At 61.2% G+C, this 14,065-nt stretch carries 15 protein-coding genes; 6 read left to right on the top strand and 9 right to left on the bottom strand.

The window, feature by feature from the left end:
• Window positions 1-66: 66 nt before the first annotated feature.
• The 5 genes from ICJ04_RS02060 to ICJ04_RS02040 all read right to left on the bottom strand — a co-directional run bounded on the left by ICJ04_RS02060 (window position 67) and on the right by ICJ04_RS02040 (window position 4,864).
• Complete coding sequence (locus tag ICJ04_RS02060; RefSeq protein ID WP_188327170.1) at window positions 67-1,215, bottom strand: YncE family protein; 1,149 nt, start codon at window positions 1,213-1,215, stop codon at window positions 67-69.
• A 257-nt stretch (window positions 1,216-1,472) separates the two neighbouring features.
• Window positions 1,473-2,426 carry an XVIPCD domain-containing protein gene (locus ICJ04_RS02055; RefSeq protein ID WP_188325910.1) on the bottom strand — a complete coding sequence of 318 codons (954 nt, stop codon included), beginning with the start codon at window positions 2,424-2,426 and terminating at the stop codon, window positions 1,473-1,475.
• 2 nt (window positions 2,427-2,428) lie between these two features.
• The gene (locus tag ICJ04_RS02050; RefSeq protein WP_188325909.1) at window positions 2,429-3,076 is read right to left on the bottom strand and encodes a hypothetical protein; all 648 of its coding nucleotides are present in this window, start codon (window positions 3,074-3,076) and stop codon (window positions 2,429-2,431) included.
• Between the two features lie 206 nt (window positions 3,077-3,282).
• The gene (locus tag ICJ04_RS02045; protein WP_188325908.1) at window positions 3,283-4,122 is read right to left on the bottom strand and encodes an XVIPCD domain-containing protein; all 840 of its coding nucleotides are present in this window, start codon (window positions 4,120-4,122) and stop codon (window positions 3,283-3,285) included.
• A gap of 112 nt (window positions 4,123-4,234) precedes the next feature.
• Entirely contained in the window at window positions 4,235-4,864 is a 630-nt protein-coding gene (locus tag ICJ04_RS02040) for a hypothetical protein (protein ID WP_188325907.1), read from the bottom strand.
• 676 nt (window positions 4,865-5,540) lie between these two features.
• Here ICJ04_RS02040 and ICJ04_RS02035 point away from each other — a divergent pair.
• The 4 genes from ICJ04_RS02035 (at window position 5,541) to ICJ04_RS02020 (ending at window position 6,963) form a co-directional block, all read left to right on the top strand.
• The gene (locus ICJ04_RS02035) at window positions 5,541-5,879 is read left to right on the top strand and encodes a hypothetical protein (protein WP_188325906.1); all 339 of its coding nucleotides are present in this window, start codon (window positions 5,541-5,543) and stop codon (window positions 5,877-5,879) included.
• A 134-nt stretch (window positions 5,880-6,013) separates the two neighbouring features.
• Complete coding sequence (locus ICJ04_RS02030; RefSeq protein WP_188325905.1) at window positions 6,014-6,223, top strand: hypothetical protein; 210 nt, start codon at window positions 6,014-6,016, stop codon at window positions 6,221-6,223.
• 157 nt (window positions 6,224-6,380) lie between these two features.
• Complete coding sequence (locus ICJ04_RS02025) at window positions 6,381-6,611, top strand: hypothetical protein (protein ID WP_188325904.1); 231 nt, start codon at window positions 6,381-6,383, stop codon at window positions 6,609-6,611.
• Between the two features lie 76 nt (window positions 6,612-6,687).
• Entirely contained in the window at window positions 6,688-6,963 is a 276-nt protein-coding gene (locus tag ICJ04_RS02020) for a hypothetical protein (RefSeq protein WP_188325903.1), read from the top strand.
• 316 nt (window positions 6,964-7,279) lie between these two features.
• Here the strand turns inward: ICJ04_RS02020 and ICJ04_RS02015 are convergent, their stop codons facing one another.
• From ICJ04_RS02015 to ICJ04_RS02000, 4 genes are all read right to left on the bottom strand, one after another.
• The gene (locus ICJ04_RS02015) at window positions 7,280-8,227 is read right to left on the bottom strand and encodes an XVIPCD domain-containing protein (RefSeq protein WP_188325902.1); all 948 of its coding nucleotides are present in this window, start codon (window positions 8,225-8,227) and stop codon (window positions 7,280-7,282) included.
• A 1,075-nt stretch (window positions 8,228-9,302) separates the two neighbouring features.
• Window positions 9,303-9,689 (bottom strand): hypothetical protein, encoded by a 387-nt coding sequence (locus tag ICJ04_RS02010; RefSeq protein ID WP_188325901.1) that lies wholly within the window; start codon window positions 9,687-9,689, stop codon window positions 9,303-9,305.
• A gap of 601 nt (window positions 9,690-10,290) precedes the next feature.
• The gene (locus ICJ04_RS02005) at window positions 10,291-11,622 is read right to left on the bottom strand and encodes an XVIPCD domain-containing protein (protein WP_188325900.1); all 1,332 of its coding nucleotides are present in this window, start codon (window positions 11,620-11,622) and stop codon (window positions 10,291-10,293) included.
• Between the two features lie 24 nt (window positions 11,623-11,646).
• The gene (locus ICJ04_RS02000; protein WP_188325899.1) at window positions 11,647-12,510 is read right to left on the bottom strand and encodes a hypothetical protein; all 864 of its coding nucleotides are present in this window, start codon (window positions 12,508-12,510) and stop codon (window positions 11,647-11,649) included.
• Between the two features lie 253 nt (window positions 12,511-12,763).
• On the opposite strand from ICJ04_RS02000, the gene ICJ04_RS01995 reads away from it, so the two are divergent.
• Together ICJ04_RS01995 and ICJ04_RS01990 are read left to right on the top strand one after the other, a co-directional pair.
• Window positions 12,764-13,048, top strand: coding sequence for a hypothetical protein (locus ICJ04_RS01995; RefSeq protein WP_188325898.1), 285 nt, complete (start codon window positions 12,764-12,766; stop codon window positions 13,046-13,048).
• A 186-nt stretch (window positions 13,049-13,234) separates the two neighbouring features.
• Entirely contained in the window at window positions 13,235-14,023 is a 789-nt protein-coding gene (locus ICJ04_RS01990) for a hypothetical protein (RefSeq protein WP_223202962.1), read from the top strand.
• Window positions 14,024-14,065 lie beyond the last annotated feature (42 nt).

The following is a 14,065-nucleotide window of genomic DNA, read 5'->3' as shown; positions in this document are numbered from 1 at the left end:
CCTCCGCCGTCAATCTACACCGAGGGATTGGTTCCCGTGCTCAGCGGATGCCGTACGTCCCCCGGGCTACAGCGCGACGCGCGCTACGCTTTCCTTCGCGCCCTTCGCTTCGTCGTCGCCGTTCTTGATGGTCACGTACAGCACGTGGTTCTTCGCATCCAGCGCCAGGCTGTTCGGGTGCGTCGGCACCGACCACGTGCCGATCTGCTGGTAGGTGTCGCTGTCGTAGCCGGTCACCGATCCCGCCTCGCGGTTGGTCACGTACAGGCGCTTGCGCGGTGCGTCCAGCAGAATGCCAAGCGTGCCGGCACCGGCCGGGATGCTCGCCAGCTCCTTGCCCGTAGTACGGTCCAGCACCAGCACGCGCATGCCCGGATGCTTCGATGCGAAGCCTTCAATGCTGCTGCCCTGATACTTGCGGATCATCTCCGATCCCTGATCGGTGATGAACAGCCGCGGGCTGGCCGGGTCCAGCGCGATGTTCATCGGCTGCTCGGCGGTGACCTTGTAGCGCTGCTCCACCTTGCCGGTATCGGTACCGACCACCACCACTTCGCCCAGCAGGTTGCTGGTGTACACGCGCTTGTTAGCGGCATCCAATGCCAGGCCGGGCGCCTTCGCGTTGCCCAGGCCGGGAATGGTGTTGAGCAGCTTCAGGGACTGCGTATCCACGACGAACAGCACGCTGCCCTCGCCCGAGTGACCGGTGACGTACAGGCGGCTGTTGGCACCGTCCACCACCAGCTCGCGCAGGTCGTGGGTGTAGCTGGCCTTGCCGTCCTTGCCGACCTTCTTCTCCATCAACTGCAAGATGCCGATCGCCTTGGCCTGCGCGGTGTCGACCACGGTCACCGACGTGTCCACGGTGTTGCCCACGTACAGGCGGTCATTGGCATCGTCCAACACCACGCCGAAGCCCTTGCGCTCCAGCGGGATGGTGGCCTGCACGGCCAGTGTGGTCGGGTCCAGCTTCAGCACCTGGGCCGGGCCGGCGTCATCGCCGAACCCACCGGACGACGCGACATACAGGGCGTTCTGCTTGGCGCTGTAAGCCAGCTCGTACAGACCCTGGGCGACAGCGCTGCGCTGCACGGCGGACTGCGCCGCAGTGGATGCGGGCGCATCTAGGCTGGCGGCGTATGCAGACGGCACGGCGACGCCCAATGCAATGGCAATGGCAAAGGCAGCGCTCTTACAGAGCGACGTCGCACGCAGCGGCTGGGGGGTAAAGAAGTTCACGGAAGCGTCCTTGTGGGAGTCAGGAAAAGAAATCCTTGGCTCGCACGGCCGCGTATGCAGTGCAATGGCACTGGAGCGACCGCCCACACATCAGTAGCGTGGTCAGGCTGGCTGGGTAGGCCCATGGTAACAGGGGCCCAACGGGAGGAGATGCTCAAATGGTAGAGCCGACTTCAGTCGGCTGCCTCTGCTACCGCAGCCGACTGAAGTCGGCTCTACCCTCCTCCGGCCGGTCAGCCCATGCGCACGGCGGCGTCCTGCTGTTCCTGCACCTGCGCGTGATCCTGCTGCTGGGCGACCTGCTGCTGCGTCTGCGTCAGCCGCTCGGCCTGCGCCATGGATTCGTGCACGGGTGTCTGTGCGGCCGTAGCGGTCGGCATGCTCGCACGCAGGTGGGCCGGGTCTGAAGGCTCACCCTGCACGACGAAGACATTGGTACCGGTATGGCCTTCCGCGTTCGGGCCGCTCAGCAGCACGTGGTCCACGCGGGACAGGCCGTTCTCCTTGGCCAGGCAGAACAGGCTGCCGCACATGCGCTCGCTGGCTTCATCGGGCGTGCGGCCGTGTTTCGCGTCCAGTGTGGCAACGCCCTTCGACACCTGCTCACCCAGCGCGCGATCGTTGCTCGTGTAGAGCCACTGCTCGAACGTTTGTTTTGGCATTGGATTGTGGTCTTCCTTGTTCAGCGGACTGTCCGGGAAGGGCGCCTCAATGCTCTGGATCGCAGGTATGTTCTTGGTCGGCTGGATGATGCCTTCGAAGTTATCGAACTCCACGCCTAATGTCTTGGCGTGGAGGCCCGAGTGGTTCAATGCGCCCCAAGCATAGTCAGTACAACTGTTATAGAAGGAATTGTATCGGGCGCCCATGCCGTGCTCCACCGGTGCTTCCGAGTACTCACGGATCTTCTCGAACTGATCCTGAGTGATCTCCATCGTTCGGGCGTAATAGGGCGATACGTAAGACCTCACGTCGTCATCGCTGGTTCCACCAAGATAGCCACCACCCGGGATGGGGTCTTCCGGCTGCCAACCGGCACTTCGCCGGTCATCGCCGTGGGCCGTTTCAAGATACATGTGACCAGTACGCGACGTCCCCCGCGAGCGCGTCGGCTGATCAGGATCCACCATCGGCGTGCCCCGTGCGGCGACATAGATGGTCAACGTATACCTGTCGGAGCGTTCCACGATTACTTCGATCTCCCGCCGTATCCAAGGATAAGTTCGGCCTGCGTTCCCTTGAGCTGTGGGCGTTCCTCCAGCAGCTCGACGCGCACGTGGTATCGCCCGGGCGCTGGCGCTCCGGCATGGGCAAAAGCGAGTGAGTCATAGATCACGTCCGACTTCACCAGTCCCACGCGTCTCAACAATCCGGGGCTCACCGTCTCCGCCTTTACGCCAGGCGTGAAGCCATCTGGGTCAAGTTCTATCTGAGTGCGCAGATCGGTTCCAATGCGGCGAAGAAGTACGTTCGCTGCCGTTACGCCATCCACGCGCTGCAATCGAACGCGAGCAGGCAACCCCTCACGCCAGATCAGACTTGACCGGGCAACGATCGCCTTCGGTGTCGCCTCCCTGATGCGAATGCCAATGACCAACGTGGACCCAGCAAACGCTGCAGGCGGCGGCAGGTCAAACTCGAAGTCTGCGATCACGCCCGGATGTTCAATCGACACTGTCCGCGTCAGCGGTACCGTGGTGCGCGCATTGGCTTCCGCTTCGGTCAGCACAGGCACCGGGGCAACGTCCGTCGCCGGCGTGTTGTCGCCGCAGCCCGCCAATGCTGCAATCGCGACAGTCATCGCACCCATTCGAAGCTTTCCAATCATCCGGCTCATCGCACTGAATCCCTGTCAGAAGGCGGGGTGCCGCCCGGTGGCAGCAAGATCGGTTTCCCGATCGCTAAGAGGATAAGGGAAGTGAGTCAGCGATGGATGAGGGTCCGGAGGGAGTGCCTGGTCGCGGGCTGGACGCGCGGTGGGGCGTGGATACGGATTGGATTGGGGGCAGCCGACTGAAGTCAGCTATACCCTCCCCCGGCAGGTCAGCCCATGCGCACGGCGGCGGCCTGCTGTTCCTGCACCTGCGCGTGATCCTGCTGCTGGGCGGCCTGCTGCTGTGTCTGCGTCAGCCGTTCGGCCTGCGCCATGGATTCGTGCACGGGCGTCTGTGCGGCCGTGGCGGTCGGCATGCTCGCACGCAGGTGGGCCGGGTCTGAGGGTTCACCCTGCACAACGAAGACATTGGTGCCGGTATGGCCTTCCGCGTTCGGGCCGCTCAGCAGCACGTGGTCCACGCGGGACAGGCCGTTCTCCTTGGCCAGGCAGAACAGGCTGCCGCACATGCGTTCGCTGGCTTCATCGGGCGTGCGGCCGTGCGCTGCGTCCAGCGTGGCAACGCCCTTCGACACCTGGTCACCCAGCGCGCGATCGTTGCTGGTGTAGAGCCACTGCTCGAACGTTTGTTTTGGCATCGGATTGTGGTCTTCCTTGTTCAGCGGACTGTCCGGGAAGGGCGCTTCGATGCTCTGGATCGCAGGTATGTTCTTGGTTGGCTGGATGATGCCTTCGAAGCTATTGAACTCCACGCCTAATGACTTGGCGTGGAGGCCTGCGTGATTCAACGCACCCCAGGTGAAGTCCGTACATCCATTCCAGAAGGCGTTATAACTCGGATCAAAACCGTAGGCAGCTGGAGCCTTACTGAACTCACGAAGCTTGTCGTACTGCTCTTGCGTGATCTCGATTGTCCGGGCGTAGTGCGGGTCCTTATAAGTTCCTACATCGTCCGGGGATACGCGCCCCATCAAGACATCATTGACATGCTTGTCGGGCTGCCAACCCATGCTCTGCTCATCATCGCCATGGGCGACTTTGAGGTACATATGGCCTGTAAGCGACGTCTTGTGAGATGCGTCGGGGCTCCGCGGGTCGATCAACGGAGTGCCAGGTGCGGCAGCGTATATCGTTACGGTGTAGCGATCAGAGGGGTCCATTTCATTTTGCTCGTGCGTTGTAGCCAACAATCAGTTGCGCCGCCTTCCCCTGCAGCTGTGGGCGCGCCTCCATGAGTTCCACACGCAGGTGATAGCGCCCGGGAGGCGGCTCGGCAGCATGGGCGAACGCGAGCACGTCGGACAGGGCGCCGTCGCGTTCCAGACCCGCCTCAGCCAACATCGTGCCGTCCAGCCCTGCCGCCCGCACCCCGGGAGTGACCCCGTCCGCTGCGACTGGAACACGCTGCTTCAAGTCCGGACCGATCCGGATCAGCGGTATGTGCACCGGGCCCGCGCCGTCTATCCGCTGCAGCTCCACCTTGGCAGGCAGACCACCCTGGATGATCACGTCAGACAAAGCGATGATCGATTTCGTGTCTGGCGCCTCGATACGGATACCGATGATCAGCGACGACCAGGCGAGCTCGCCGGGCGGAGGCAGATCGAAATCCAGGTCCGCAATTACCCCGGGCTTATCCAGCGGCACCGCGCGCGTGAGCGGTACCGTGGTGCGCGCATTGGCTTCCGCTTCGGTCAGCACGGGCACAGCCGCGACATCAGGCGCCGACGCGCGGTCTCCGCAACCCAACAGGCCTGCAAACGCGACAGTCAGCGCACTGAATTGCAGCAATCTTCTTGTCCGGCTCATCGCACTGAATCCCTGTCAGAAGGCGGGCTGCCGCCTGTAGGCGACACCGTCGGTTTCGTTACCAATGTGAGCATAGGGGATCGGGCTCAGCGCCGGGTGAGGAAAGGTGGGTGCGGGGTATGGGGGTGGTGGTTGGTTTTAGCCGACTGAAGTCGCTCTACCCATGGGGTAAACGGGTGTGCGTCGCACCTTGCCCGTCATGCTGTCGCGAGCGTCGCGGGCAGGTGGGCTGCTTGGCGGTGCATTGCGGGCGTTGGCGTGTCGCTGGTGAACTGGCGGCGACCGCATACCTGACACTGCACTTCGCAGTTTTCCTCATGGACGCAGTTACTTACGGCTGCGCACGATGGCCACGCTGGAGCCACGGGGCTGCAGCCGGGATTGCCATCCTGCTAGTGGATCTATCGTTGACTCTGTTCTGCCCTGCGGGGCACGGCGGAGAATGCACTGCATCGCCTACCGGTTCCATGGCAGGCGATGCGGGGGATCCCTGATCCGCCGGTTAATGATAGTTCCACCCGGTATGGCAACCCGCATCGCCCGCCACCTGTTGCCACCTCGGCGCAGGTGGCCTCACCGCGAGGTCCTGCCGTTGACTACCGATCATCCCCTCAGCTCCGCGCGTCTTGCCTCCCTGCTAGGCGAGCATATTCACGACGTGCCGCAGAAGTTCATCGAGACGCTGGAACGCCGTCTGCAGCAGTACGCCACCGAGCATCCCGCCAGTGCGCGACTGACCCACCTGACCTTGGTGCCGTCCCTACCCGCACCGGATGCAGACCCCGCCGCAGAGCTGGAGCGCGTAGGCAAAGTCGCCGTGCCGATCCGTGTGATGCAGGCATTGGATGCGGCGCTGGAGATCCTGCACGCCGAGCACATCGCGCGACGCGATGGCGATACCGCAACGCTGCTGGGTGAGCATCTGGTGGATGGACTGCTGGTGGCCGGACGGGAGCTGATCAAGGCATCCGCAGGCCGGCAGCTCGATGCCCGCTGAGCGCACGCCTATAACCGACCCGCTGCCGCTCTCAGGGACTAAGGCGCGCTGACCCATTGACCGGTATGCAGTCCGCTGCAGCCAGCCACTGCTTGCCGGAGCTCCCTCCCCCCATGATCAGAGGCAACGATCCGATGAGCCGCCTGACCGGCAATGCATGGCTGGCCGAATTTGACCAGACGCTTCAACGCTACTACGCGATCACCTGCGAAGACGCCGGGGCGGACGGCACTGTGCTGCAGCGATACGCTGATCTGCCGGCGGATCAGGCCGCGATGGCATTCGCGGAGGACTACGACCTGGATCGGCTGGACTGGTGGAGTGTGGGGCGCGTCATGCGGTGACCGTGCGGGCGGTGATCGGATATCAGCTGCGTATTGGAATGCGGACGTGGCCGTTCGGCCACCGCCTTGGTCGTTCCGTCCATTGTTGCGTGCGCGACAAACCCATAACATCGGCTTCTGCAAAACGCGCGCTCGATATTCCGTCAAGGACTGATAGATGACCCCAGCCACTCCCACCAGCGACAAACTGCTGCTCCTCGTCCTGCTGATCTTTGCGGTGACGAACACAGTTGATTACTTCTTCTACGGCATGCTTCCACATGACCTCATGACTGCCATCGGGCTGTCCGTTTCGGCCTACGGTATGTGGAGAAGAATCTCACTGGTATCCGCGGTAGGCGCGGTCATGTTGCTGGCCGGCATTGCGTGGAAGTATCTGGAGAGCTAGGCAGGCGCGGTTTTCCCTGCACTCCGCTGAAGCGACCAGTGCCCATTGCGATGCCAAATTTCAAGGAGCAAGTGAAATGCGAAACGCATCTAAGTCCCGTAGCCAGCTGAGCTATCTGTTGCTGATTGTCGCTGCAGTTTTCGCACTGCTCGGCATCAGCGTTTCTGCCGTCTATCTGCCGTTAGCGCTGATGTTGTTCGGCGCGGCCAGCGTGCAGGATGCTCGGTGGCAGATGGGTGTCGTCCTGGCATGCATCGTGATGGGGGGCGTTTGGGGCGGTTATCAGATTGGGAAGGAACGGGCACTGGCTGATTCAAAGGTCACTGTTGAAGGCCCGTCAGTGAGACCGTAAGCACTGCTCGCTGCGGCATCGCTCTTACCTCCACCCAATCCTCCGCACTGCTCAGGGCATGTTCGTCATTGCCCAGACCATCCAGTAGCCGGTCATGGCGTCACCAACACCGAATGCACCCAACAGAAAGTGAAAGAGGTGGTGTACATGCGGACACTTTGCCTGGCTCACTTGATCGCTGCCGCAGGCCCTGTGTCGTGACTTGGAAATCCTAACTCCGGCCCGCGTTCTTTCGAAGATCTTCCATAAATCGGCCCCATGGAGCCAGGTCATGCGCAAGCGGGTGTAAGGACGAACGGGAGGTAGGCGATCGTGCTCAGCTCATTCGCATTGTCGCTGCATCCCGTGTCACCTGTTCCTGCTGATCTGCTTGCTGGGCCACCTCACGCTGCCGGACATCGTTCGAGATCTGTTCCAGCTTCGCGTAATTATCCTCCGATGACCTTTCTGCGGCTGACGTGGTCAACATGGAAGCTCTTGAGTGAGAAGGGTCGTCAAGTGCACCTTCCACGACGAACATGCGATGACCTGCTGCAGCTTCGGCAGTAGCGGCGCTGAGTACAACGTGGTCCACCCGCTGCATCCCATTCTCTTTGGCCAAGGTCATAAGGCTCGTTGAGATGCGTTCACTGGTTTGATCGAAAGATCGCCCGTGCTGACGATCGATTTCGGAGACCTTGATACGAACTGATTCGAGGATCTGGCGATCATTGGGAGGGAGATCTTCTTCGCTGATGAATCGCTGCAAAAGCGTTCGATCAGGCATCAGATTGTGATCTTCCTTGTTCAACTCACTGCCCGGGAAGGGTGCGCGGATGCTACGAATGAATGACTCATTACTCAATGGCTTGAGCGAACCCTCATAGTCTCTGTCCTGCATGAAGATCACGTTTGTGCGATGAAGCCCAGCGTGGTTCAGAGCACCCCACGTGAAGTCTATGCAGCTGTTGGACGCGCCGTTGTACTGCATGCTGAAACCATGCGAGTCAGGGCTGCTCCCGAACTCATTCAGCTTGTCGTACTGCTCCCTGCTGATCTCCATCGTGCGCTTGTAAAACGGCTTCTGATACTGCTCTGCATCGGTGTCATAGATCTTGCCGGGTCCGGCGATGACGCCATGCTTTATGGGCGCAAAGCCAAAGCTCTTGCGATCTGACTCGTGTGCTATGTCGTAGTAGACATGGCCAGCAGCTGAGGTTCCGCCATCCAAGAGCGGTGTACCGGGAGCCGCCACGTAAACAGAGAGGGTGTACTTGCCGTCCATATGCGCTCCTACTTCGACCTGTGCCTGTAAGCCACCAGCAGCTCTGACCTTACGCCGGAAAGCTCGGCAGATGCCTTGCCAATGCGTACGCTGAGTCTGTATCTGCCTGGCGCGGGGTTCTGTGCCAATGCGAATGAAAGGTATCTCGAGTGGCCGGCGGTGCTGGTATGCCCTTTCTGAGCGATGGATATGTCGTCCACATCATCTCGCCTCACTCCGACCACGCGCCCTTGGGGCCCTACCGGAACAAGTACCGCAGGCGCCTGTCCGCTAGACTCGACGCGTACCAGTGGTACGGCCTGCGTGATCGAGTCCTGAACCCGTAAGAGGCTCACATCGACGTCCAATCCAGCCGCGATGACTCCATCAGACGCCAAGGCCGACTGCGCCGCGCTCTCTGCATTCACGCGGATACCGAGAAACAACGTGCTGGTGGCATCAGGCCCCGGTGGAGGCAGGTTGAACTCGACGACAAGCGGCAGACTCATTTCTACGAGCGGGAGCGGCCGGACAATGGGGACGGTACTTTCATCAGAAGGCGGCGCAACGGCTTGTCCATCGGTATAACCCGGTCTCCCCGCTGCATCCTGAGCCGTCCCATTGCATGCCGCCAGTGCCAGAATTGCGCACAGCGCCGCCATCCCCCGGAGCCACAGCGGTACAGCATTCAACCTGCGCATGGACATAATCTTGCACCGCATCGGAAATATCACCTTCGGTTCCTTCCTAGACCGTCTATCTGCTGGCGTTACAACCTACTTTAGCAAGTAGTTTTGATCCTCGCGTGAGAAGGGAGCGCTGCTCCCCCCGTAGGCCTGATCCAGCCCCTGAACTAAGTGTTCCGACGCCTCCTCAATTCGTAACAGACGTCTATGTCGTTGATGAAAAGAAGGTGGTTACGTACTTCAAGGACCATCTGAAGGAGTTATGCGAACAAGCCATATCGCCCAGCGGCGACAAGCCGATACTGGCCGAGATCTTGATCAGGGGAGCCCCAGCAGGATGATCCGCGGAGGGATCAACAGAGCGCCATTTACGACGCGGCTGGCTATCGTCAAATGGACGCTAATCGGCCTCAGTGGCTGTAGGCCACGACCAGATCTCCATTGATCAACGCCACTTTCACCGTATCCTGCAGCCGCCTTATGGCATGCACGGTCCGAACGGTAGAACCCAAGTCCCCTTCAAGCGCTCCTCGCCCGTCTGGAGAGGCCTCTAGTACGGACAATTGCTGGAGCATGCCCTGCGTATAAGGATCAATCGGTTCTTTCGCATAGCGTGAGCAGCCCAGTTTGTCTGCAAAGGCCTGGTCGATGGGGAGGTAGAGCCAATTTTCTTGAGCGTCGATGTCAAACTCACCCACCGCATGCAGATGGCGAAGCAGCGGACTCCCAGCAAGTATGGTCGGACCGATGATCAGCTGGGAATCGAACAGCGCTTCGGTTTCATCAATGTCATTCATGGATGTCCTTTCCTGTCGCCACTCACAACGAGTCTGCGCTTGTTTTAGCCCAAGTCCTTTCCAATAGGCAATCGGGTCACGCTCCGAATCGGAACAGCGTCGAATCACGCTCGACTCCTCAGAAGCGGCCATGGACCATTTTCCGGCTCCTCATGCGTCTCTATTAGCCAGTGGATACCGAGGAGTCTACTGGGTAACGCGCCGAAGCCCAGCCCGCAGGTCTGTACTCCGCCGTGTGAGTGAAACCGTTGTACAAGCGGGTGCGTGGGTCGCGGGAGCGCAGTGGCGAGTAGTTAAGCCCTGCTTGGGGTCGTGTGGGATGGAGAGGTCCGCCAGCGCATCTGTCGTGGCCCCTGCGCTACTTCGCCATTGATCACGTGGCAGCAGGAGCGGACGCGGGAGCTCGGCAGTATGCGGATCTGCCGGGAGACCAAGCGGCGATAGCGTTTGCGCACGACTACGATCTGGAGCGGCTGGACTGGTAGTCGTGGGGATGGGTCTGAAGGGCAGGGGCTCAAGAAAGAGCGCCATGCTGGATTCGCTGGTGAGCGCTGACGCTCTACGCTGAGCGCGGCCCAGCCATACCGTACATACTGATCTGTCACGCCATCCGCATTGCTGGACTTTCACGCATCTGGGCGTCGGCGTCCTGTTGCTGGCTCTGTACCTGCGCCTGGCTCTGCGAACGCTCGGTGCTGGCGAGCGCCAGCTGTTGCAGTGACTGCTCCACCGGGGTCTGCACGGCGACATCGGTGGGCATCGACGCCCGCAGGTGGGCCGGGTCGTTCAGGCTGCCCTGCACGACGAATACAGTGCGGCCGGCGCCACTGTCGGCGGTCTGCGCACTCAACACCATATGGTCGACACGTTCCAGGTTGTTCTGCCGTGCCAGCACCATCGCGCTGGCGGTCAGACGATGGCTGTCCTCATCCGTACTGCGCCCCGCCCGCGCGTCGATCGCGGCGACATGGCCGCTGACCTGCTGCAGCAATCCGTAGTCGGCATGTCCGGGGCCGATGTCGGCAAGCCGCGTGGCGCCGCGCTGAGGGTCTGGCAGGCCGTCCACCGCTGCAGTAACCGGGCTGCGAGTGATGGTGCGGTACGGATCCTCTGGATGGAACTGGGTTGCCTTCTGCTGGCGCTCCAGGCGCACCTCGCGGGCGTCATTGAGCTCGGCGATGCGGGCGGGATCGTTGATCTCGCGCAGGGAGCTGTGGCCACCACCAGAGGTGACACTGGCCCACTTCCCCTCACCGGGAAAGTACAAAGCATAGGAGCTCAAGCCGCCGATCACATTCGGGTCCACCGAAGCGCGTCCCTCCAGCGCTTGCCCGATCTCGTGCCCGGTGAGCGTCGCGAGGTACTGCCCGCCCTGGACCAAGCCCATCTGGCTGATTGCATCCCGGCTAGTGTCTTTGATGCGCTGTCCGCCAAGGTGATCGTTGTTGAGCATGCTGGTCCAAGTCTGCTCAAGCTGCTGGGGGCCACTTTTTTCAAGCGCCGCCTGAAGCAGGACGCGCGGCGTCCAGCAGTTGGGATCAAGCCGATGGTCGACGAAGGCGCGGTCATGGGCCCGCATGACATCAACGCCCGGCAGGTTGAGCGCCAGGTCGGGACGACCTTCGTCAACATGGGTGCGTCGCAGCTCAAGATCCTTCATGAGCAGTGTCTGGCCAAACGCCTCCCATTGCCGTTCGCTGAGTCGCGCATTGGGGAATGGAGACCCATCGTCATTCTGGGTGCGGGCGTAGTCCTGGGCGTAGCTGTTTGCAACTCGCCCCGGCAGGCTGTCGTTGCGGACGACGCCGAGTGCAAGTGTCCCGTACCCGTCCGCGCCAGGGAGCTGGGAAATATAGTTCCAGTACAGCTCGCGATTACCCTCGCGTGCATAGCTGCTAAGAATCCTGAGATCACGATCAGTCAAGCCACCCATGTCCTGCCCCTCTGGTTGCTTCGATCAAACTGACCGGCTGCGCTTGAGCAGCTCACGGACAGCGTCCTCGATGCGTTTCCAATCCTTAAGAAAGGCGCGTTTGTAATCCATGCTGATCGAGAGCTTGCTTTCCACATCGACGAAGTAGTGGATGCAGCTTGCGGCGGTATCGCCGGGCTCGTTGACCAACTCGTTGCCAACCAAGCGAACGCCATCCTCACGGAACGCCTTGCTGTCGCATTTGATGAAACTGGTCAGTTCGCCATCAGTGCCGCGCGACACGTACCAGTCGCCCTCAAAGGCCGGGTTGCGAACCGGCGCCTTACCGTAGGCGGTCTCGTACGTCTTGGCATAGGCGGCCATCTTTGATTCGTCGATGGCGTAGGGGATGAGTCCCATCACCTCAGGTTCCGCCCTGCGCAGATCGAGGCGATCCCGGGGGTCTCCTTCTTCTACGGAGCCGTCTTCGGTGATGGAATCGTTGGAGGAATATCGCTCCAGCATGCGCTCAATGGGCGCCCGATCGACGTAGTTGATGAGCACCGAAATCTCCTTCCGGAAATCATTGGCCCGCGGATTCGCCCGCGCACCTGGAGCCGTCGGCTTCATGTCCGGCCACTCGATCACCAGCGACACGCCTTCGCCCGGCCAAGGGGCGATCTGGCTGTCGAGGTAGTTGGCCGGAATACGGAAGGTATTCGGGCCCAGCTTCACGTCCACGGGAGCATCAGTGTAGGTGTGGCCGTTGATGGTGCGACCGATCTGCGGAGCGTCCGACATGGCGGGATTCCTACTGTTTTCGGTGGACGGCGACTTGGCACAGGCACCCGCGCTCAATGCGATGGCGAGAGAACATGCCAGCAGGCGGCAGGAAGACATCAGGTGCATTCTTGGGCCGATCCATTGCGGGATTGTGGGTGACTATAATCAATTGCCGTGGGGCGCGCGTGACACCGAAGGGTCAGGGGGCGGAGCTGGCAGAAGGGTGCACACCGGGCCCGCACGCGGTAATGTCGGATAAGAGACAGAGGCAGAGGCAGAGGCAGAGGCAGGCCAACGCAATGTCGCATCGTTGCCGCTGCGTCTGCTGCCAACCGATCGCACCGGTTCTACAGCGTCAGTGATTTCAAGGAGGAACATCATGCTGGATACGTCAGACCGTCGTAGCAAACTAAGCCTTGCCCTGCTACTTCTCGGCCTGCTTTTCCTGGTGCTGGCCATCGCCTACCACGTGAGTTTCATTGGCTTCGCACTGATTCTTTTGGGCGCATCCGGCCTGCGTGATACGCGCTGGCAAGTGGGAATCATCCTCGCGTCCCTTGGCATGGCAGCCGCGTGGGGTGGATACCACGTGGGCAAGCATCGGGCGATGGCAGATTCGCATGTCGAGGCTTGCAGGAGCTCAGTGGTCGCTCGCTTGGCATAGAAGCGTGACCGCTTACCGGAATGTTGACGGAGCTGCTTTTATAGTTCGAGCGATAAAGAGCATGGGAATGGCTTCATGAGTGTCAAGGCACCAAGCCGATGCCTCGCCCTAACAGTGGCCGCAGCCCTCAGCACTACGGCCTGCGCCAAGGCCCCCACCACTGAGAGGGGTGAAAGGGAAGCTGCCATGTCAGAGAGCACTGCCGAAAGCCGCGCCTTGAATGGTTATACGTATACGACCGAGCCCGTGGAGGCACGCATCGGCCCACACCGGTTCGCTTTTCCTGCGAACTACTACGATGACCAGATCGGCCCTGCCATCGGCGGCGGCGTTGGACTAACCCTCATGTGGCCAGGCCTGAAGGCGGCCCCACCGGGCACGCGCCCTACCCGCTCCATGGCGGATCACTACCGCGCTATCAGCGTCTCGATCGACTACGTGGACAAGGTCCCGGTATCTGGGCTGCTGCAGCGCATGGCCAGTACCGAGGCGACTACCGAAGACGGCGCGATCGAGCGTACAGATCCGCGACGGCGGCTGGATCTACTAACTCCCGGCACTCCGCAGTTCGGCCTCGTCCCGTACACCATTGATGAAACGAGAATGGACGCCTATGCCCAAGCGTACTCGAAGCAACGTGGCGAGGCGCCAGTGCGGAATCCGCGGACGGAGAAGGAGTGGTATGTCGCCCGCTCCGGGGATGATGAGCTCACTACGTTCATTCGGTGCGACCAGCCACTGAACGGTTTGAACGGGCTGGTCATTGAGGGCTCCCTGCTGGTTCCCGACGATGCACCCGAGGTCGCCAGCTGTACGCACGATGTGGTCGACATTCCTGACAGTCTTTCCATGACGATCCGCTACCCGCGTGTGCTGCTCAACGACTGGAGGGCTATCGAGGATGCGGTGCGAGCGACGATGGCTCGCTACAGAATTCGGACCGTGGCCACCGTGAACTCTAATGGCACTATCTGACTCAGCAAGACAGCAGAGACGGCCATGTGGTGGTGCCGACAG

It is taken from the genome of Stenotrophomonas sp. 169, from assembly GCF_014621775.1.
In the GTDB taxonomy this organism is placed as follows: domain Bacteria; phylum Pseudomonadota; class Gammaproteobacteria; order Xanthomonadales; family Xanthomonadaceae; genus Stenotrophomonas.
This window is presented reverse-complemented; position numbering and strand designations above follow the sequence as displayed.